This is a genomic window from Malacoplasma muris (genome assembly GCF_046774425.1).
Lineage (GTDB): Bacteria > Bacillota_I > Bacilli_A > Mycoplasmatales > Mycoplasmoidaceae > Malacoplasma > Malacoplasma muris.
In genome coordinates, this window is sequence record NZ_CP177248.1 from 260506 (window position 1) to 282937 (window position 22432).

At 25.1% G+C, this 22432-nt stretch carries 19 protein-coding genes; 15 read left to right on the forward strand and 4 right to left on the reverse strand.

The window, feature by feature from the left end:
• Nucleotides 1–216: 216 nt before the first annotated feature.
• From kdpA to ACLFO7_RS01135, 5 genes are all read left to right on the forward strand, one after another.
• On the forward strand, nucleotides 217–1926 hold the full coding sequence (gene kdpA, locus ACLFO7_RS01115) for a potassium-transporting ATPase subunit KdpA (protein WP_412032512.1): 1710 nt from the start codon (nucleotides 217–219) through the stop codon (nucleotides 1924–1926).
• Between the two features lie 21 nt (nucleotides 1927–1947).
• A complete protein-coding gene (gene kdpB, locus ACLFO7_RS01120) occupies nucleotides 1948–4062 on the forward strand; it encodes a potassium-transporting ATPase subunit KdpB (RefSeq protein WP_412032513.1) in 2115 nt (704 codons plus the stop codon).
• 11 nt (nucleotides 4063–4073) lie between these two features.
• A complete protein-coding gene (locus ACLFO7_RS01125; RefSeq protein ID WP_412032514.1) occupies nucleotides 4074–5021 on the forward strand; it encodes a potassium-transporting ATPase subunit C in 948 nt (315 codons plus the stop codon).
• A 7-nt stretch (nucleotides 5022–5028) separates the two neighbouring features.
• Nucleotides 5029–6858: a hypothetical protein gene (locus tag ACLFO7_RS01130; RefSeq protein WP_412032515.1), complete on the forward strand. Its 1830-nt coding sequence runs from the start codon at nucleotides 5029–5031 to the stop codon at nucleotides 6856–6858.
• Between the two features lie 104 nt (nucleotides 6859–6962).
• A complete protein-coding gene (locus ACLFO7_RS01135; RefSeq protein ID WP_412032516.1) occupies nucleotides 6963–8222 on the forward strand; it encodes a hypothetical protein in 1260 nt (419 codons plus the stop codon).
• A gap of 75 nt (nucleotides 8223–8297) precedes the next feature.
• Here ACLFO7_RS01135 and thrS read toward each other — a convergent pair whose 3' ends face one another.
• On the reverse strand, nucleotides 8298–9986 hold the full coding sequence (gene thrS / locus ACLFO7_RS01140) for a threonine--tRNA ligase (protein ID WP_412032517.1): 1689 nt from the start codon (nucleotides 9984–9986) through the stop codon (nucleotides 8298–8300).
• A gap of 258 nt (nucleotides 9987–10244) precedes the next feature.
• On the opposite strand from thrS, the gene ACLFO7_RS01145 reads away from it, so the two are divergent.
• The 7 genes from ACLFO7_RS01145 to ACLFO7_RS01175 all read left to right on the forward strand — a co-directional run bounded on the left by ACLFO7_RS01145 (nucleotide 10245) and on the right by ACLFO7_RS01175 (nucleotide 16961).
• Nucleotides 10245–10889 carry a hypothetical protein gene (locus ACLFO7_RS01145; protein ID WP_412032518.1) on the forward strand — a complete coding sequence of 215 codons (645 nt, stop codon included), beginning with the start codon at nucleotides 10245–10247 and terminating at the stop codon, nucleotides 10887–10889.
• Between the two features lie 15 nt (nucleotides 10890–10904).
• On the forward strand, nucleotides 10905–11801 hold the full coding sequence (hprK, locus tag ACLFO7_RS01150; protein WP_412032519.1) for an HPr(Ser) kinase/phosphatase: 897 nt from the start codon (nucleotides 10905–10907) through the stop codon (nucleotides 11799–11801).
• 2 nt (nucleotides 11802–11803) lie between these two features.
• The gene (gene lgt, locus ACLFO7_RS01155; RefSeq protein WP_412032520.1) at nucleotides 11804–12916 is read left to right on the forward strand and encodes a prolipoprotein diacylglyceryl transferase; all 1113 of its coding nucleotides are present in this window, start codon (nucleotides 11804–11806) and stop codon (nucleotides 12914–12916) included.
• 15 nt (nucleotides 12917–12931) lie between these two features.
• Complete coding sequence (gene trxB, locus ACLFO7_RS01160; protein WP_412032521.1) at nucleotides 12932–13894, forward strand: thioredoxin-disulfide reductase; 963 nt, start codon at nucleotides 12932–12934, stop codon at nucleotides 13892–13894.
• Between the two features lie 7 nt (nucleotides 13895–13901).
• Nucleotides 13902–14336: a hypothetical protein gene (locus tag ACLFO7_RS01165; RefSeq protein WP_412032522.1), complete on the forward strand. Its 435-nt coding sequence runs from the start codon at nucleotides 13902–13904 to the stop codon at nucleotides 14334–14336.
• A 77-nt stretch (nucleotides 14337–14413) separates the two neighbouring features.
• The gene (locus ACLFO7_RS01170) at nucleotides 14414–15109 is read left to right on the forward strand and encodes a DUF2871 family protein (RefSeq protein WP_412032523.1); all 696 of its coding nucleotides are present in this window, start codon (nucleotides 14414–14416) and stop codon (nucleotides 15107–15109) included.
• Nucleotides 15110–15200: 91 nt separating this feature from the next.
• Nucleotides 15201–16961: an APC family permease gene (locus ACLFO7_RS01175; protein WP_412032524.1), complete on the forward strand. Its 1761-nt coding sequence runs from the start codon at nucleotides 15201–15203 to the stop codon at nucleotides 16959–16961.
• Between the two features lie 91 nt (nucleotides 16962–17052).
• On the opposite strand, the gene ACLFO7_RS01180 is transcribed toward ACLFO7_RS01175, so the two are convergent.
• Together ACLFO7_RS01180 and ACLFO7_RS01185 are read right to left on the reverse strand one after the other, a co-directional pair.
• On the reverse strand, nucleotides 17053–18030 hold the full coding sequence (locus ACLFO7_RS01180; RefSeq protein ID WP_412032525.1) for an IS30 family transposase: 978 nt from the start codon (nucleotides 18028–18030) through the stop codon (nucleotides 17053–17055).
• Between the two features lie 158 nt (nucleotides 18031–18188).
• Nucleotides 18189–18626, reverse strand: a complete 438-nt coding sequence (locus tag ACLFO7_RS01185; protein ID WP_412032526.1) for a hypothetical protein — start codon at nucleotides 18624–18626, stop codon at nucleotides 18189–18191.
• Nucleotides 18627–18784: 158 nt separating this feature from the next.
• Here ACLFO7_RS01185 and ACLFO7_RS01190 point away from each other — a divergent pair, with 158 nt between their 5' ends.
• Complete coding sequence (locus ACLFO7_RS01190) at nucleotides 18785–20065, forward strand: DUF31 family putative serine protease (protein ID WP_412032527.1); 1281 nt, start codon at nucleotides 18785–18787, stop codon at nucleotides 20063–20065.
• A gap of 109 nt (nucleotides 20066–20174) precedes the next feature.
• Complete coding sequence (locus ACLFO7_RS01195; protein WP_412032528.1) at nucleotides 20175–20999, forward strand: DUF1600 domain-containing protein; 825 nt, start codon at nucleotides 20175–20177, stop codon at nucleotides 20997–20999.
• A gap of 24 nt (nucleotides 21000–21023) precedes the next feature.
• Here ACLFO7_RS01195 and ACLFO7_RS01200 read toward each other — a convergent pair whose 3' ends face one another.
• Nucleotides 21024–21398 carry a VOC family protein gene (locus tag ACLFO7_RS01200; protein ID WP_412032529.1) on the reverse strand — a complete coding sequence of 125 codons (375 nt, stop codon included), beginning with the start codon at nucleotides 21396–21398 and terminating at the stop codon, nucleotides 21024–21026.
• Nucleotides 21399–21453: 55 nt separating this feature from the next.
• Between ACLFO7_RS01200 and ACLFO7_RS01205 the strand changes: the two genes are divergently transcribed.
• Nucleotides 21454–22290, forward strand: a complete 837-nt coding sequence (locus ACLFO7_RS01205) for an HAD family hydrolase (protein ID WP_412032530.1) — start codon at nucleotides 21454–21456, stop codon at nucleotides 22288–22290.
• Nucleotides 22291–22432: the final 142 nt, after the last annotated feature.

Sequence of the window (22432 nt, forward strand, 5' to 3'; positions counted from 1 at the left end):
TTGCTATACAACTTTATATATTGATTGAATATATATGACTTTTTTATTTATTGATTTTTAAAGAGTTAGAATACAACCATCAATTTTGACTACCCTCAATTAAGGAGTTAATTTATGGATGATATAGAAATTGTTGCAATAATATTTGGTGTTCTAGCATTAGTGATTTTAATTTATTTATTTTATATGCTGTTTAAAAAGGAGAATTAAATTTATATGAGTAATGATAGTTATTTATATACCATATTTGGTGATCTGTTGTGTTTAGCAATTGTATTATTTTTAGGATATTGAATAGGTAAATATATTTATCACTATATTTTTTTAGGAAAAAAAATTAAATATTTATCCTTTCCTCTTGATGGTGTTCAAAACTTTTTACTTTATATTTCTGGTACTTCTAAACATCAAGAAATGAGTTCAAAAAAATACTTATTTCATATATTGATATTTTCTTTTTTAGGTTTTTTATTTTTATTTATTTTATTAATGATACAAGGTTATTTATTATTAAATCCTAACAATATCAATAATATGAGATGGGATGTTGCTTTAAATACAGCTTTTAGTTTTGTAACAAATACAAATTGACAGGCTTATGTAGGAGAAAATGAAGTAAGTTATTTATCATCAACACTTGGTTTGACTACACAAAATTTTTTATCTGCATCAGTTGGAATGTGTGTATTGTTTCTTTTAATGAGAGGTTTGACTAATAAGCAAAGTAAATTAGTAGGGAATTTTTATTATGATATATCTAGAATAATAATTTATTTATTATTGCCTCTTTCAATTGTTGGAGCACTTTTATTAGTTTCACAGGGAGTGCCTCAAACTTATTCTTCTAATATAAAATATGTTGACTACATAAATAGTTCAGCAAATAATCAATTTTCAATATTAAATCTAGGTCCAGTTGCTTCACAAGTTATTATTAAACAATTGGGAACAAATGGCGGTGGATTTTATGGAGCTAATTCTTCTCATCCTTTTGAAAATCCTACAGCATTTTCTAATTTAATTCAAAATGTATCAATGTTATTGATGCCTGTTTCTTTATGTTATACATTTGGGTTCTCAGTAAATGATAAAAAACATAGTTACATGTTTTTGCAAGTTATGACATTTTTATTCGTTATTGCTCTTATGTGTTGCACTATTTCAGAATATACATATAAATTTGTCATTAATTCAAATGTCTACTATGGAAATATGTCAGGTAAAGAATCTCGTTTTGGAATTGGTTTATCTTCATTTTGATCAATATCTACAACATCAACATCTACAGGTTCAGTTAATTCTAATTTAAATCAATACACACCGCTTGGCGGAATGATTCTATTACTTTTAATAGAATTTGGAGAAATTGTTTATGGAGGCATTGGAAGTGGTCTTTATGGAATAATTGGTTTTGTTATATTAACAATTTTTATTTCTGGTTTGATAATAGGAAAAACTCCAGAATATCTTGGTAAAAAAATAGACAGTTTTGACATGAAAATGGTTTGTTTACTGATTTTGCCTTCACCAATTCTTGCAATGGGTGGAACTGCTATATCAACAATAGTATACCCATTAGGAATTTATTCAGAAAAAGGAGCACATGGTTTTACTCAGTTACTGTATGGATATACATCAATGGCAAATAATAATGGAAGTTCATTTAATGGATTTAAACATAATACTTTATCAAATGTAATGGGTGGTTTCATTATGGTAATTGCAAGGTTTGTGCCTATTGTTGCTGTTGGATTAATGTCTGATAATTTATCTATAAAAAAAATATCAAATTCTAATAGTAATCAATTAAAGACAAATAATACACTTTTTGCAATATTGCTTGTAGGAATAATTGTTTTAGTTGGAGCACTTGGATTTTTTCCAAGTTGAGCTCTTGGCCCTATAGCTGAAGCAACAAGCATTTAATAAAAATAAAAGGAGTTTTTTATGTTAAAAATTGAAAAAATTAAATTATCAAATAAAAAATATGGTAATAAAAAGAACTTTGAAAATAAAACTTTTAATAAAAAAATTATTAAGTTTTCTTTAATTCAAACTTTTTCAAAACTGAATCCATTAATTCAAATAAAAAATCCAGTAATGTTTGTTGTTTATTTATCTTCTATTTTTACAACAATTCTTTGAATACTTGCTCTTGTTGGAATAGGAAAACAACCATGATATATTTTTTCAATTTCATTAATATTATGATTCACTGTTCTTTTTGGAAATTTTGCAGAATCATTAGCAGAAGGGAGGGGAAAAGCCCAGGCTGATTCATTAAAAAATACAAAGAAAAACATTGAGGCTAGAAAACTTGAAAAAGTGGACTTTAATTCAAAATTTACTCTTGTTAAGAGTGAAGATTTAAATATTGGAGATATTGTATTAGTTAAAGCTGGTGAACAGATTCCAATGGATGGTGAAGCAATTGTAGGAGTTGCATCTGTTGATGAAAGTGCAATCACTGGTGAAAGTGCACCAGTGATTAGAGAATCTGGGGGAGATAGAAGTGCTGTAACAGGCGGAACAATTGTTATATCAGATTGATTAATTATAAAAATTACATCAAAAGCTGGCGAAAGTTTTTTAGACAAAATGATTAGTATGGTTGAAGGTGCATCTAGAAAAAAGACTCCTAATGAAATAGCATTACAAATTTTTTTAACAACATTAACTATTATTTTTCTAGTTGTTTCTATTTGTTTATATCCTTTTACACATTCATTAAGTAATAGTCTGAATCAAGGAGAGGGTACTAGTTTGACAGATATTGTAGCACTTACTATTTGTCTTGCTCCAACTACTGTTGGTGCTTTATTATCATCTATTGGAATTGCTGGTATGACCAGATTAAATAAAGTTAATGTTTTAGCAACGAATGGAAAAGCAATAGAGGCAGCAGGAGATGTTGATATATTATTGCTTGATAAAACAGGAACAATAACATTTGGTAATAGACAAGCAGCAGAATTTATTCCAGTAGGAAAAACAAAAAAAGAAGATTTAGCATTTGCAGCTTATGTTTCCTCTTTATCTGATGAAACAGCCGAAGGAAGAAGTATATTAGTTTTAGCTGAAAATAAATACAAAGTTAAAAAAGACAAAAATATATTAAAAAAAATTAAGTTTATTGAGTTTTCAGCAAAAACAAGAATGAGTGGTGTAAATATCTTAAATAAAGATGAAATTAGAAAAGGTGCTTCAGATGCAATTAAAAAATATGTTATTTCAAAAAAAGGCAATTATCCAATCGAGTGTGATAAAAAAGTAAATGAAATTGCAAAGACTGGTGGCACTCCATTAGTTGTTGCAAGAAATAATCAAGTTTTAGGAATAATTCATTTAAAAGACACTGTAAAAGAAGGTGTTAGAGATAATTTTGAAGAAATGAGAAAAATAGGAATTAAAACAATAATGATAACAGGAGATAATCCAATTACAGCAGCATCTATTGCAGCTGAAGCTGGTGTTGATGATTTTGAAGCAGAAGCAACTCCTGAAACTAAATTAGAAATTATAAAAAAATTTCAAAAAGAAGGACATTTAGTTGCCATGACAGGAGATGGAACAAATGATGCCCCTGCTTTATCACAAGCAGATGTAGCTGTTGCAATGAATTCAGGCACACAAGCTGCAAAAGAAGCTGGAAATATGGTTGATCTAGACTCAAGTCCAACAAAATTAATTAGTATAGTTAAAATTGGTAAACAACTGCTGATGACAAGAGGTGCTTTAACAACATTCTCAATTGCAAATGATATAGCAAAATATTTTGCAATCATCCCTATATTATTTGCAAGTATTTTTCCTGGATTAGAAATTTTAAATTTTTTAAATTTAACATCTGCAAATACTGCGCTATTATCAGCAATTATTTATAATGCATTAATAATTGTTGCCCTTATACCTCTTTCATTAAAAGGGGTCAAATATAGGGAAATGTCTCCAGGTAAATTACTTGCATTTAATCTTGGTATATATGGATTAGGAGGGGTAATAACCCCATTTATTTGCATTAAATTAATTGATCTAATATTGACAGCATGTGGAGTACGTTAGGAGTTAATTTTATGAGTGATAAAAGTAATATTAAAAACAAAAAATCAAAAAACAACACATCAAATATTGAAGTGACTGAAGTTGAAATAATTGATGATAAACAAAAACAAACAACTAAAATTATGGTCTTTTTTAAAGAATTTTTTAATGCTTTAATTTATTGAATTAATCCTACCAATTGATTTAAAAAGAATTTGTCTACAAAACCTATAGTTAATAAATCAAAAACATTAGAAGAAGCTAGTATTAAAGATCTAAATGTGTCATCAAATGGTTTTATTAGATTTTTAAAAGAATTTAGAATTCCTCTAATTAGTATTTGTGTATTAGGGATTATGTGTGGAGTTATTTATCCTACAATTGTCACAATAACAGCTCAAGCAACTATGCCTTATCAGGCAAATGGATCTAAAATAGAAATAACTTTAGCTGATGGAACTAAAAAAATATTTGGTAGTGAGTTAATTGGGCAAACTTTTTATAGCGAAAAAAATAAACAAATAAATGGAACATATTTATTTGGTAGACCAAATTTTTCTGCATCAATAAATTCTGATGAATTTAATAATAGTGTTGACTATCAGCAAAAAAACATTAATGAAATAATAAAAGAAGTGAATAATAAAAAACCAAATACATATATTGATCCAATTGTAATACCTCAAGAATTACTAAGTCCAAGTGCTAGTGGATTAGACCCCCATATATCAATAAGCGCTGCTAAATGACAAATTAAAATGATAGTAGAAAAAAGAAATGAACTAATTTTATCTAATGGAATAAATCCTAATACTAATAAACAATATAGTTCTTTAGTTGAAAATTCTAGTATTTTATCAGAGCAAACAGTTGAAAAATTGATTGATAAGTTCACTACTTCAAAATTTGTCTTATATGGAGAAGATGTAGTAAATATTTTAAAAGTTAATTTAGAACTTGATGGATATAAAGTTTTATAGGAATAATATGTATAGAAAACAAAGGGGAGAATTAAGAATATTTTTTGGATATTCTGCAGGAGTAGGTAAAACTTATTCAATGTTACAAAAAGCACATCAATTAAAAAAAGAGGGTTTTGATGTTATTGTAGGATATTATGAACCACATCAAAGACCTGATACAGCAAAATTGTTAAAAGGTTTAGAAACTTTAAAGTTGAAAAAAATAACATATAAAGGTAAGAAATTTAATGAATTTAATATTGATGAAGCCTTAAAAAGAAGGTCTGAAATAATTTTAATTGATGAACTTGCTCATACAAATGTTCCTGGTTCTAGAAATGATAAAAGATATTTGGATGTACTAGAATTATTGAATGCAGGAATTAATGTTATTACTACATTAAATGTCCAACACATTGAAAGTATTAATGATTTAATAAAAGACAAAATACAAAGTAAAGTTTATGAAACTGTTCCAGATAGTATTTTTGATGATAAAACAAAAATAGAATTGATTGATATTGACCCGGAGGATTTAATAGAAAGATTAAAGGATGGTAAAATCTATCCTAAATCAAAAATTGATTTATCACTTACTAATTTTTTTACAATAAAAAATTTAAGTTATCTTCGTGAAATATCAATGGTACAAAGTATTGAAAAAATTCAAAAAGAGGAAAATAATAATAAAGTAAAATCTGAAATAATGGTTTTGATTACTGGATCACCTTCTTCTGAGAAAAATATTAGAATTGCTTCAAGAATGGCTGCAAATAATTATAGTCATTTTACAGCATTATATGTTGAACAATTTAGTGATAGAGAAAAAGATAAAAAAACATTAGAAAAAAATATTAATCTTGTTGAAAGATTAGGTGGACAAATGGTTATTATGCATGGTGATAATGTTGCAGAAATTGTGGCAAATTATGTGAAGATAAACAAAATCACAAATATAGTTATAGGTAAATCATGATCAAGATCTTTAAAAAAAGGAATTGAAAATCAAATAATATCTTTATTACCTGAAATACAAATATCAATTATTCCATATACAAAATCTAAAGTAATAACAAAAAGAACTCAAATAAATTTTTCAAGATGATTAAAATTTGACTGAATATCTACTATTAAATTAGTTGTATTAATTCCACTTTTGTGTATATTATTTTTCTTTTTGAAGAGTAATTATTTTAATGTGTTGTGTGTATTGTTTTATTTAACATCAATGTTAATAATAAGTTACAAATCTAAAAATCCTTTATATAGTATTTTAATGGCTTTAGCTGGATCTTTAGGTTACATATTTATTGCTCAAATAATATTAGATGCTTGATATATGGCATTAAATTTTTTTATATTATTTTTCATGGGAATATTTTATAGTGCTTTTGTTATTCACTATATTAGAATTATCAATAAGAGTGAAAAAAATAATCACACAATATCATCAATGGTTTTGTTAAGTTCAAATTTAGCTAATCAAAATAACAATTCTAAAAAATGCGAAGTAATTGTTCAAACTGTTGGTAAACTTTTAAAAAGATCATGTATGTTATATATTTCATCAGATAGTAAATCAAAAAAATTTATTGCTAAATTACAAAAAAATAAAGAAACACCATTTGATGATGAAAATGAAAAAATCATTATTGAATGAACAGTAAAAAATAATAAACCTTCTGGAAAAAACACTCAAACTCTTATTTCATCAAAATGTCATTATGAACCAATAGAATTACATGATGGCAGTATTTGTGTATTTGGAATAGATTGTAGTGAAGTTAATCTTGATTATAGTGATATAGTTTTGTTAAAAACTCTTTTACCAATTATTAAAATATCTATTGATTAATAATCTAGATGTGATTAATAATTTTTAAAAATTAAACTTTATTGACTTAAATATATTAAAAAAGTAAAATTAAGCACTAAAATATATTTGATTGGGTGAATATTATGAAAAAGAAAATGCTAAAGAAATCATTTTATGGTTTGACTTCATTATTTGTATTGTCTTCTGCAGGATATGTGGGAGCAACAATTGTATCTAATAACAATAATTTTTTATTAAATTCAAATATTGAAACAACATCTTTTAAGGGCTCAGGTAGTAATCTAACATATGATATAGCAAACTGTACTATTAAAATTTCAGGATCAAGTTGGGTTTATAATGGTCAACCTAAAACTCCTAAAGTAGATGTACGTGAAACAGATAGTTTGGGTACATATATTGCATCTGAAGGAAGAGATTATGTATTATCATACGAAAACAACATTGAAGCTGGAACTGCAACAATAATTGTTACAGGGAAGGGAAAATATAAAGGTAGTCAAAGATTAACTTTTCAAATAGCTAAGGCTACAGATAATGAAATAACTAATTTTGAAGTTTCTAACAATAGACCAAGTGCAACATCAAAGTATGGAGTTGTAAAATTTAAATATTGTACAGATCAAAATTTTACATCAAATGTATTGACTGAGTATCCAACAACAAGTGGTACTTATTATGTTAAAGCCTATGTTGAAGATAACAGTAGTTATAATGGTGTAGAATCTAGTAGTGTTTTACAAATAACAGTATCAGCAAATCCTACTATAAAAGATATTTCTACTACAACAGTTACACTTGACCAAGCTAATTATGTATATAATGGTAATGAAATAATACCATTAACTACAGTTAAAGATAATACTACTACATTATCTTTAAATAATGATTATAAAGTATCTTGTCAAAATAATATTAATGCAGGTACTGCAAAATTAACTATTACAGGTCAAGGAAATTATGTAGGAGCAAAAGAAATAAATTTCACTATAACAAAAGCTACTACTAATGAAATAATTGAGTTTAAAATTGAAAATAATGTGCCTACTGCTAAAGCAACTTTTGGATTTGTACAGTACAAATACTGAAAAAAGGATAATGTATCAAATGTTTTAACAAATTATCCAACAGAATCTGGTGTTTGACAGGTGCAAGCATATGTTGATGAAACAAGTAATTATGTTGGAGCGACATCAAAAGAAATATTATCTTTAGAAGTTAAAATGCAAAATAATAATGGTTCATTAAGTCATAGTAATCAAATAAGAAAACAACAAATTCTTATTATTTCCATAATAGTGTGTGTATCAGTTATTGTATTATTGACAATTTCTATAATAATTATAAGATATTTAAAATCTACAAAGAACAATAAAAAATAATTATAGTAATATAAAAAAAAGAAATATAGACACATAATAATTTGTGAATATATTTCTTTTTTATTAGTAATTAAATTACAATTTCAGCATTTTTAAAAATTCATCAATAGTTTTAGTTGTAGATTCATTTTCACCATATTTTCTAAATGAAATATTTTTATTATCTCTTTCACTATCACCAATAATGATTTGATATGGAATCTTTGAAATTTGAGCATCTCTAATTTTTTTTGATAATCTTTCATTTGAATCATCAAGTTTAACTCTTAATCCATAATCTTTTAGTTTTTTATAAACTATTTCAGCATATTCTAAGTGATATTCATTATTTATTGGAATTAATGCTACTTGCACTGGGAATAATCAAAAAGGTAATATACCTTTTGTTTGACTTAAAATTGTTGCAATAAATCTTTCATATGTTCCAATAACACCAAAATGTATTAATACAGGTCTTTGTTTCTTAAGATTTTCATCTAAATATTCTAATTCAAATTTTTTTGGTAATAAAAAGTCTAATTGAATTGTTGAAATAGTAATCATCTTTCCTAAATTAGATTTTGCTTGATAATCAATTTTAGGTCCATAAAATGCTGCTTCCCCTTCCATCTCAACAGCATTATATTTTAATTGCTTTAAAATATTTCTTAATTGAGATTCAGCTTTTTCTCACATTTTTGGATCATCATGATATTTTTCTTTGTCATTCTTATCGTGTAATGATAAATCAACTTGATCAATTTTAATTTGTAATTTTTCATGAACAGTTCTTAAAATGCCATCAAGTTTTTTTACAACTTCTTCTATTTGATCTGCTTTACAAATTATATGACAATCAAACAATTCCATATATCTAACACGTTCTAAACCAATTAAACCACCTGATGACTCATATCTATGTAATTTTGAATTTTCACAATAATAAATTGGTAATTCACGGTATGAATGTGGTTTTTGTTTATAAACCATCATATGGTGTGGACAAGTCATAGGTCTTAATATGAATGTTTCATTATCTATTACAATTGGTGGAAAATTATTTTCTTTATAATGATCTCAATGCCCTGAAATTTCATATAATTTTTTACTTCCTAAAACTGGTGTGTCTAAAAAGAAAAAGTGTTCTTGGTTGAATATTTTAAATAGAAAATTTTTTATTTGATTTTTAATTGTTTCACCATTTGGTAATCATATTGGAAGACCTTGCCCTACACTATTATCAAATGTAAAAATTTCCATTTCTTGTCCAATTTTTCTATGATCACTTTCTTTTTGATTTTGCAAGAAAATTTTTCATTCTTCATAATCTTCTTTTTGATCAAAAGCTACACCATAAATTCTAATAAGTTGTTCTTTTTTAACATTATTTTGTCAGTAGATTCCACCAATATTAGTTAATTCAAAAAATTTAATTTTATTAACATTAGAAGCAATTTCGTCATTAATAATATTTTTGAAATCATCACCAATTTTAATATATTGAATGTTTTTATCATGATTCAATAAATATTTTTGATATTTATTTAAACCTGATTTAAATTGGGGAATAATTTCTATTTTATTTCCAGAAGCAATGATCTTTTTCATTTCTTTTTCAATGATTTTAAAATCATTTGAAGATAATTTATTAGGAAATAAAAAGTCAGCATAAAAACCATTTTCATTAATGAATGATGTGTAAATTAAAGCATTTGAATCAATTTTTTTTATTGCTTTAAGTAAAACTTGAGCACATGCATTATTTATTTGTTTGTTTATATTCATAGACTTCCTCTTTGTAATCTAAATAACATTTTACCACTATTCTATTTTTAAAAATTATAATTAAACCTTATATTTAATAATTTTAGTATTGATTAAGTAACTCTAATTAATCTTAATAATATCACTAAAATTAATCTATGTAGAAAGTTTATTGCAAGATAAAATTTTAAATTTTACTAACTGTTAATTTTCATTCTTAATATTATTTTGTTTAGCATATAATATTAGATATTACTTTTTTAAAATGGAACTATCAATATGGCAAAAGTTAATTTAAATAATATTAAAAAAGGTCAAAAAAATCAGAAAAAAAATTCTAATCAAAAAAAACAAAATGATAAAAATAAAGAAGCTGAATTAAAAAGAAAGCAAAAAGAGGCTAATCTAATAAATCAAGCAAAACAAGCAATTAATGAACTAGAAATTGAAATTGAAAAATCTTATAGATTCAATAAAGCAAAAAAGCAGTATGCAATATCAAAGGTTGAGGAAATAAACAATTTTATTGATCAAGGTAAATTTGAAGAATTAGAAGAATGAATTAATACTTATAAAGAATTGAAAGAAGAAGAGAAAAAGCAATTAGAAATAGAAGAAAAAGAAAAAAACAATAAATTGGAAAAAGAACCTATCAATATAAGATTTAAAAAATTCTTTGCAGAATTTAGAATTCCTGTCTACTCAAGAGTGAAAAAGATTATCAAAGAAGATCATGGAAAAGTTCGATTACTAAAACTATTAGGTGTTTTTGGAATGATTTTGATATTAATAGCAGTATTTATAATAGGTGTTTTAATGTTAGTTGGAGTAATTCCATTTAATGTTGGTACAAGTAATGGGGCTAGTCAAATATTCCCAGCAATATTAGTTGCAATTGCTATTGGATTATTTTATTTTGTTTAGTTGATTGGAATAAATATGAATTGAAAAAATATAATTGATAAATTTGATTTTAAAGTTGAGCATGTTGGTTTTGAAAAAGAAATTAAATCTACTAGAATGACAAGAACAGGATTAGAGTTGTCTGGATATTTTAGCTTAGAAACAATTAATGCTTGTATACTGTGAGGGAAAGAAGAGTTTAATTATCTTGAAACTTTTGATTTAAATACTAAAATTAAAAAAGTTGAAAATATCTTTAAGTTGGCACCACCTGTTGTTATATTGTCGCGATCATTTGCCCCAACTCATTGATTAATTAATCTTGCTACTATTTACAACATAACAATTATTTCTACTAGTTTGTCCTCGTCTGATATTAATACTAGAATTAATTTATTTCTTTCAGAGAGTTTATCTAAATCTATAACTATTCATGGTAATTTATTAGAGATTTATGGTCAAGGTGTTATGATTATTGGTGAATCTGGAATGGGTAAATCAGAAACAACAATAGAACTTGTTAAGGATGGACATTTATTTATTGCAGATGATGCTATTGAATGTAAAAAGATTTTTGATAAAGTGATGGGTAGCCCTTCTCCTATTGCTAAAGGATTTATGGAAGTTAGAGGACTTGGGATAATTGATGTTGCTAGATTATTTGGAATTGAAAAAATAAAAGAATCTACACATATTGATGTGATAATTGAATTGGTAGAATTTAAACCTAATATTCATAATTTTGAAAGATTAGGTAAAGATTTACAATATAAAGAAATTCATGGTATAAAGATTCCATATTATCTTGTGCCAGTAACTAGTGGTAAAAAAATTAGTGATTTAATTGAAGTTATTGTTGCAAATCTTAAATTAATTCAATCAGGATATAATTCTTTTAATGAATTTATTCAAAAATCTAAGGAGATAAAGTAACAATGAATGCAATATTTAACTTTTTGATGAATTGAGCACCAGACAAAATTGCATTTAAAATTGGCGATTTTGAAATCGCATGATATGGTATTTTAATGACTATAGGTTTTATGTTTGCAATTTTAGCTGCAAGTTTGAAGCTTAAATTTTGATATAAAGTATCAGTAGATCCTTTTATTTACTTTTGTTTTATTGGAATACCAGTATCAATATTAGGTGCTAGAACATGGTCCTTTATTATAGGTGATGCAACTGTTACAACTAATTTTTTTGCTGATTTTTGAAACTTTAGACAAGGTGGTCTTGCTATTCAAGGTGGAGTTGTTTGTTGTGTAATTTCAGCTTGTATTTGATTTCCATTAATACTAAAACGTCCTGTTTATCAAGTTACTACTATGTCTAATGACACTTTTAAAAATGATTTATCAAAATCAATAGACAATAAAACAAAAATAAATAGTCAAAACAATACAAGCACAACTTATGTTAGAAGGGTATCAATGTGAGTTTATGCTGATGCAATTGTTCCATGTATTCTTGTTGGACAAATAATTGGTAGATGAGGTAACTTTGCTAATCAAGAATTATATGGTGCTATTGTATCAAATCCAGAAACATCTATGGCTTGATTAAAAAATTCTATGCCTTTAGTTTATCAAGGAATGTTTATTAATGGTTCTTTTAGACAACCACTGTTTTTATATGAATCATTTTTCAATTTTTGAATTTTTATCTTCTTATATGTTGGATGTGAATTTATTAAATTTAAAAAATGTGGAGATTTAGCTATTTTGTATTTCTTATTTTATGGTATTCTAAGACTTTCTATGGAGCCTTTAAGAGATCAACAATTTATGTTTGTAACAAGTATTGTTACATCTGTATTGTATATAGTAGTTGCTATTTCATTATTGATATTAAATCACTTAGTTTTTTCAAAACATAGAGATTATAAATTTTTATGAATGTTATGAGTAAAAGCTAGATTTTATTTCTTTTTACAATTTAAAAAAGAGATTAGAGATAACCAAGTTCTTAAAAAGAATTATGGTTATAATAAACCAGTAAGTTTTTACAGAACTAAAGAAGAAATGTTATATTATAGAGAAGGTTAAATAAGGTTAAATATTATGAGAATAGATACAAATTATATTAATAATCCACACTTTTTTGATGTATTAATTATAGGTGCTGGTCCTGCAGGTTTAACAGCAGCGCTATATGCACAAAGAGCTAATTTAAAAGTAGCATTTTTTGAAAAAGATACACCTGGTGGTAAAGTTGTTAAAACTAGTGTTGTAGAAAATTATCCTGGTTTTAAAACTGTTTCAGGTCCAGATCTTGCTTTAAATTTCTTTCAACAAGCAAGTTCAATTGGAGCAAAATTTATATATGGAGAAGTAACAAATATTTCTAAATTAAATGAAATTTTTCATGTAACTACATCTGATGGAATGGTTAGATATTCAAAAGTAGTAATAATAGCTTCTGGTATGACAGAGAGAAAATTGAATATTCCAGGGGAAATTGAATATTATGGTAAAGGTGTAAGTTATTGTGCTATTTGTGATGCTGCAATTTATAAAAATAAGCCAGTTGCAGTAATAGGTGGTGGAAATACTGCATTAGAAGAATCTTTATATCTTGCAGACATTTGTAGTAAGGTTTATCTTATTCATAGAAGACAAGGTTTTAGAGCTGAAGAAGTTATAATTTCAAAAGTTAAACAACATAAAAATATTCAATTGATATTAGATGCTGTTCCATTAAGTTTTGATGGAGATGGCAAAAAAATTACAGGACTAACATATGAAAATGTAATTGATAAAAAACAAGGCAAAATATCAATTGATTGTGTTTTCCCTTTTATTGGATTTTTACCTGTTAATAATTTTTTTGAGAAATTAAATATTAAAAATGAAAATAATGGTTTTGTAGATGTTGATAGTAATTTTCAAACTAAAATTGTTGGACTATATTGTGTTGGAGATGTAGTTAATAAAAATATAAGACAAATATCAACTGCAATTAATGATGGTACTATAGCTGCTGTGCATGCTAAAAAATATATTGATGAACACTTTGAAAAGTAGGATTTATATGAAATTAGAAAAAGATGAAAAAAATTTTAAACGTGATTTAATGAAGATTTCTAAAGGTTATAAAGACAAATCAAGATTAATGCATATAATTGATTTGCTTGTAGATAAAGATATTAAACCAAGCTGCATAGATATTAAACAAATATATAAAGCAGATAATGGTTTTGAAATGAGTTATGATGTAATAGTCTATAAAGATAACCTTAAAAGATCAAATGATAACATAATTCTAGTTGTTAAATTTGTTGATGATATACTTGATGAAAAGAATATAACAAACATTTCTTATAATTATTTTTCAAGTATGCCAAATTTATTTTTTATATTGTTTTATAACAATAACAAAAAATTTGCATTAACTTTTAAAACTCTTGATGACAATAAAATCCTAATTAATAAAACAAATGAATTACCTAGTTTTAAATGAACATAATTTTAATAATTATGTTTTTTTTATTTTAAAATACTATTGTTAGTTAAAAACTAATGATAATATACAAAGGAAAAAGTATGCTTTTTAATAAAAATAGAAGTTGTGATAAAAAGCTAAAAAAAGAACTTTTATCAAAACCTATTGCATGATTATTAATAGCTGGAGCAATATGACTATTGCTTGGTTTGTTACTTGGAATTTTTTATGATTTTTTCTTTTTATTTGGAGGAACTGCAACTTTTAATAATCAAACAGGTGAATTAATTGGCAAGTATAGTGTATTTAATCCTAAAATATATGTTGCTAATCCACATTTTTATTCTACGCAATTATCTGTTTTGCATACACATACATTACTATTGGGTTTTGTTATGCATATGATATTTATTTGTTTGGAAAAATGCTTTTTGATATCACAAAGAAGAAAGTGATTTATTGCAAGTTTTGCAATTTATAATATTGGATTATTTCTTGTTATTGTTTTTATGATGATAAGAGGAATTGATTGGGTATTAAATATTAATTATATATTAGTAAAAAATATTGAATATACAAATGAGAATGGGCAAATGATTGAAACTCAAAAGTTTTATTATACTTTTCAAATTGTTGATACTATTCCATATAAAACAATACCAAGTTTTGCAACTGCAATTCCACATATTATTATGGGAGCTGGATTTGTTTTAATGATACATGAAATATCAAAAGCTCTTTTTGTTTATTTAAGAAATAGAAAAATGAACAAAGAAAATATTGACTATGAATATTAGATAAAAATATAGAAGTTCTTAATAGATGAATTAATTTATTAAGAGCATTTTTATGTACTTTAAAAATTAATAATAGTATAATAGGGACATTATGAATAGAATAGAAGAACAAACCAATATTTCATCATTGGAAGTTAAAAGGGAAAGCATTAAACAAAATATTAATAAAAAAAAGATTAGTTTTTTATCAGCAATATTTATAGTTATTGGGTCAAGTATTGGTAGTGGTATTTTTTTTAAAGCCAGTTCAATATTAGAAAATGTTGGTGGTTCATTCCCATTAGCAATTGTTTCATGACTAGTTTCAGCTATTGCTGTTGTTGCAATGGGATTATCTTTAGTTGAAATTACTAGTGGTAAAAATGATAACTTATCTTTAATAGGTTGAAATAAGACATTTAACAATAGATTTATATATAAAATGTGTAAAAATTTTATGTTTTATTTATACCTTCCATTAACATTCTTTTTTATTCCATTTTATGCAATATTAGCATTACAAGATTCAATTACTGGTTTTGGTGGAGCAAATAATTTTGGTACCCAAAATGATTGAGCTATTTGAATGATAATCTGTATAGTCATTTCATTATGGTTTATATTAACTTCAGGTTTATCATCACGTGCTGGAAATATTCAAAATTGAATAATAACATCAGTTAAATTTTTTCCATTAATTATTGTAATAATTTTAGGATTTGTTATATCAGGATTAGAAGGCCCTAAAGTTAATATTGCGCCATCTTCAACTAACTTTAAGTCTTTTGTTGCTCTTTCGCCAGGAATTGGTATGTTTATGTCATTTTCTGCTGTTTTCTTTGCTTATGATGGTTTTTATTATTCTGCAGGATTGCAATCTGAAATGAAAGAACCAAAGAAAACACCATTGGCATTAGTTGTTGGTTTAATAATTGTTACAATAATTTATTTAATTATTGCTATTTCAATGTCTATTGCAACAAATAAAGGAAGCTTTTATGATTTTCAAGAATTTTTAATTGAAAAAAAAGTGCAATGGATTTTTGGTGTTGTAAATTTTTTAATATTTATTGGTGTGTTGGGCATTGTTAATAGTTTTGCAATGTGATCTACAAGGTTTACAGAAGACTTAATTAAACTTGGAGAATTACCATTTTATTATAAATATGTAAATAAACTAAATCCTTCAAGACCAATTATTGGAATGCTATATGTTCTTGTTATTACTGTTCCAATAATTATTATTTTCTCTATTATTGGTGGTCTTGGATATGTTGAAAATGGTTTATATAATCAAAATATAGGTTTAAGATACATCGATATACTTGATAATAAAAATAATCTTGAAGCAATCATCTCAATTTCTGCATATGATAAATTTCCAAATTTAGGAAATACTCCAACAGATAGTGTTGGAAATTATCTTTTTGATAATAAAAATGATTTTGATAACATGGTTTCAATTTTAAAAAGTCATTCTTTAAAATATAATAGTATGAATAAATTAATTTCTTTTGCTGATTTAATGGCAAATTGAACTGCTATATTAGCATTTGCATTCATTGTTTTTGCAATAATAGGTTGTTTGTGAAATAGAAAAACAAATAAAATTAATGTTGTTAAATCAAAATTATTTATACCTTCAGCAATTGTTTCAAGTCTTATTGTATCTATTGGATTAATTGTGCAGATAATTGCACCATTTGTAGATTTAATATTATTAGTTAATTTTGAAACTATCGAAACAAGTGTATTAGTTGGAAGAATTATGACAATTATTGTTCTTATAGTTTTTGCTTTATTTATGACTATTCCTACAATATTTGATCATGATAGTAAATTTAATAAGAATAAAAAAATACTAACTACATAAGTTAGTATTTTTCCCTGAATGAAATATGAAGTGCAACATCATAATAGCACAACTTATAACTCATAGCCAATAAAATGGTTATGAGTTTTTATTACCTTTCTATATAATGTTTATTTATTTCATAACTTGATTTAAAATCAAACATTTTTCTTGGCATGAAGTTTATCCTATTTTGTAGTCTAACTACATCATCATCTGTTAATAAATCAAAGTCTGTTCCTTTTTTATAAAATCTTCTAATAATACCATTAGCATTTTCATTGCTTCCTCTTTGAAATGAAGCATATGGTTCACAATAATAAATTTTGCAATTTAATCAATAGGCAAGGATTCCTATTTTATTAAACTCAATTCCATTATCTATTGTGATTGTTTTTACTTTTAAATTATTTTGTTCAACTAGTTTTTTAATTGTTGAATTTATTGTAAAAGAATTTTTATTTTTGACTTTAATAATATATGTCATTCTTGTAACTCTTTCTACTAGAGTTAGCAAATTACTATATCCAGCTTTTCTTTTTCCAATAATTAAATCTGCTTCAAAATGTCCATACTCTTCTCTTTTTTCTATTTTAGAAGGTCTAGCTCAAAAAGGAAATACATATTTTTCATCAAATTTAGAAAACATACCTTTATGTCTTTTTCTTCCTTTTACATATCCTTTTCTGAGTCTATCTGATCTTTTTAATTTTCATCTATTGGATTTTATTCAATTAAAAAACCTGTCTAGAACTTGGTGTTTTGACACAAGGATAATTTTTTTTTTAATATAATGACAAGTTGCTTCAACTCCATGATCTATTTTTCTAAATTTATCTACAAATAGATCTGTAAAGCTTTTGTATCTATCAAGATAAAAAGCATGAGAATTTCATTTTCTATTTAAATATTTTTTATGAGCATTATTAGAATTATATATTCCACAAGATTCATTTCTTTTTAATTCTCTTGATATTGTAGATCTATGTCTATTCAATTCTTTTGCAATTGAATTTAAAGATCTTCTTTCTTGGTAGAACATAAATTCAATTAATGCTCTTTCTTTTTCTGATAAATGGTTGTATAACATAGTGGGTGTCTCGTTGTTATGGAAAACTATAAGGGCACCTTTTTTCTTTTGTCTATTTTATGTAAACAAAAAAATGAAGTGCACATATATTTTACAATATGTGTTGCACTTCATATTTCAATCGAGCAAAAATACTAACTACATAAGTTAGTATTTTTTTAATTTTTTATTTTATTATTCTTTGTTTTAGAAAACTCATTATATATTGATTCTCAATCATCTTTTGAAATCTCAAATTTATCTATGACATAAATTAAAGTTTCATCCTTTTTAAGGTAGGACAAAGCTTGATCAATATCTGTTACTATTTGTTCCCCTCTAGCTTCACAAGTATCTTGTACATAATAAAAAATATCATCTAGTTCTTTAAAAACTAAAAATAAATTACAGTAGTTTTTATGATCTAAATAATACATTCCTGAATTAATTACATATTTATTATTTTTAACTTCAAGAGATTTTAAAAATAAATCAAAACCTTTAAATGTCTTATAAAAATTATATGAATCATTTAAATAATTAATCAATTTGTCTCTAGAATCTATTATTGTTTTTGAATTATTAAACTTGTATATATAAATTGATACATTTATCATATCCGCCCCCACTGTTTACATTGAAAAAAAAGAATAATACAATTTATATTGTAAATTGAGTAGCCAATTTTAAACACTAGTTTTTTAAAATAAATTAAACAATCATATTTAATTGACTAAACTTATATTTAATAACAAATTATATTTATGGATGTTTTATGGAAAAATTTAAATTTTGTAAAAAATGAATATTATTAACACCAATAGCAGATGCTATTATTTTAACACTGCCTACAATGGTATCATGTGGTTTGTTTTCTACAAAATTACCTGCGAGTGCTTCAAGTTTACATAAATTTATGAATGCAAGTTCTCAAATTGAGTGAATAAGTAAAAGAAGTATGTCTTTAAAATTTGTATCTGAGACTAATTCTGTTGGTTATGGAACTGGTTGAATTTTTGCAAAGAATCCAACTAAAGATTTTTCTTATTACATTGCAACTAATCTTCATGTTGCTTCTTTTATTCAAAATCAGGAAAAATCATTTTATTCATCTGATGATGGAAAAAACTATTCAAAATCAACTGGTTTAGCTTATCCAAAAATTGAAATTGGTATTGTTGGTAAAAAATCATTAAATAATACATTTGTACAAGGGACTTCAGAATCATTGATGTCATATGATAATGGAGGATTTCATTATGTTGGTTACCTACCAACATCTAGTGCAAGAATTGCATATGCTGGACATCAAGCTTTTCCAAAAAGTGGTCAAAAATATCAAGATCCTTATAAGATTAGAAATAACTATATTAATAATGGAACTGTAGATATTGCTTTGATTGAGTGTGATTTTTCAAGATTTATTTCAAACAGTGGTTATCAACAGGATATTATTTCAAATTTTTTGTCAAATTATGATGCTAATCCAACTGTTTTTGCACAGAGTGCAGGAGAAAATTACAACAAATTATATATAGCAGGGTTTCCATATGCAAATTCTATTTTGAATCCAAATGATCCTATTTTGGGCTCTCCAAAATATCCAATTTGGGTTGGATTATCAGATGTTTCAATTACAGGTAAAACAAGTGGTATAAGTTTAAAAATAGATAAGCCAAATATTAGTGGTGTAGATCCAACATATTCAAATGTTGCTATTACTAATGAAATTCCATTTGTTGATCAAGGCTATTCATCATATAGAAATGTTGCTCTACAAGGACTAGTAGATGGAGTTGATATAGGTGGAGGAAGCAGTGGTTCAATGGTAGTAAATGAAAACAATGAGGTTGTTGGAATTTATTGAGGTACATATACATTGGGTAATGGTAGTGGTGGAACAAAAGTTGTTGGTGGAATTGATTATTTATATTCAGACACACCATATTCTATTTCAATTAATTTAGTTAAATACCCATGTCATAGCTATAATTTGATCCAAGATATTCAAAACTATTTAGGTAAAGAAAATTTACAAAAGCCTATTTGAAAATAAAATAATAGTTTTTATAGATAGAATCTTAGTTAAAAATTAACTAAGATTTTTTATTGAAATTACAATTTGTTTGATATTATTTTTAGAAATAGAAATTTTGGATTTAATTATGAATAACAAAGAAATAGATAAAATGTCTTTTGAAGAAACTACTATTAAAGAAAAATTCAATTTTTTATTATGATTTAAAAAATTTAATGTGCCAAAATGAATAGCTTTTTTTGGTTTGTTTATTTTTGCTATTTCCTATGTTTTTACCATTAGGGATTTTATTAATGCAATAAATGGACCAGATGCTGATGCATCAACTATATGGTTTGGTATTATTGATAGATTTACAAATCAAAGTAATTGACTTTTATTTATATATTGCTTTTTGTATGTCTTTTTTAGTAAGAATTCATTATTAAAAGGTAATGGATTGCTAATATCTATAATGGTTTATATCTTTTTTACATTTATTGGTTATAATGTTGTACTTGTTGGTTTATCAGGTGGAGCATATGGTTATGGTGGATCTAATGTAGTTGATACTGTTTCAAATGTTTGATTGCACATATTATGCCCTATTTATTTTCTTGTATTTGGATATTTTGAAATGTATTACAATCCTAATAAAGAACCTAAAAAATTTTGAAAGTTATTATTACTTGGAATGATTTATCCAACTATATATATGATATATGTAATTACAATACCATACACATATGGTTCACATACTGAAACAATAGATGGTGTAATTGTTCCAGAAACTTATACAGTTTATGGAAATGCAACAAATGTAAAAGATTATCCAACAGCTTGAGCGTATGTAATGGTAATGTATTTAATATTTTTTCCAGGATCTTTTGCAATTTTTTACTTTTCGTGAAAAGGATTTAATAAAATAAATAATAAAAAAATTGAAAATAAAAAAACAAACATTGAAATTTAATTATTTCAATGTTTTTATTTTTCATTAATAATAGTTTTCTGGAAATATTTCAATTCAATATCCATCAGGATCTGCAATAAAATACACACCCATTTCTTTGTTTTCATATACAATCACATTATTATTTTTGTGCTTTTCATAAGTTTTTTGGTAATCATCTGTTGTGAATGCAATGTGAAATTCATTATCTCCAAGATTATATTTACCAATTTTTGATTTTATTCATGTTAATTCAATAGTTACATCTTGCTTTGAATCTGTAAGATATACAATTTTATATTCTCCATTTTTGTCATTGTTTTCTCTTAAAACAGATAAATCAAGATTTTCTTTATAAAATAAAATTGATTTATTTAAATCTGTAACATTTATATTAAAGTGATTAATTTTCAGTTTCATCATCAACATCCTAATTTTTGTATAAAATTATTATAAATGACTAGAAAGGCATTTTATGAAAAGAAAAAAGCACATATTTTTTGATTTGGATGGGACTTTGTTAAATTCTCATCACGAAATTGCAAAAGAAAATTTAGAAATTATTGAAAAATTAAAGGATGATGGGTTTGGTATTTCAATAGCCACTGGAAGAAGTATTAGCATGGCTATTAATTATATTAACCAATTAAAGTTAGTAGATCCTGTTGTTTTATCTAATGGTACTTTTATTTTATATCCTTTAGAAAAAAAGATTAAAGTAGTTGGAAAACAAGTACCATATTTTGTGAAAAAGTATTTTGTTAATTACTTAAGAAATCATGGTGGTACAATGACATGATTTACAGAAAAACAAGATTATGTTTATTCAACAAGTTATAGTGGAGATCTTGTTTTAGAATATTCAACAAATTTAATTGATTTTTCAGGGAAACCTCTTGCTGATTTAGAAGAGTATTTATTAAAAACAAGAATTTATCAATTAACTTTAGTATATAGTGGTGTTGATATTGTAAAAGATAGACCTTTGAGTTTAGTAACAGAAGAATTTAAAGAACTTGAAAATAATAATATTTGTAAAATAACAAATACATCAAATATATTTATAGATGCAAATGATCTTAATACTGATAAAGTAAATGCAATTAAGGTTATTTTACAAGAACTATCAATAGATGAAAATGATGTTTTTGTTTTTGGTGATTCTAATAATGATTTAGGTATGATTAAATATTTTAGCAATTCAGTTGCTATGGCAAATGCATCTGAAGCTGTTAAAGAAAGTGCTAAAGAAGTAATCGGTAATAATAATACAACTACTATTGCTGAATATCTAATTGGTAAATTTTATTAATTTAAATATTAAAAGTGAAAATAAATAGAGTATTAGTATTGTTTATTTTATATAAATAGGCAAATAATTGTAATACTCTATTTATTTAATTTACAGTAATTTAGTTAATTATTTTTTACAAAATTATGGAATAATATCATTG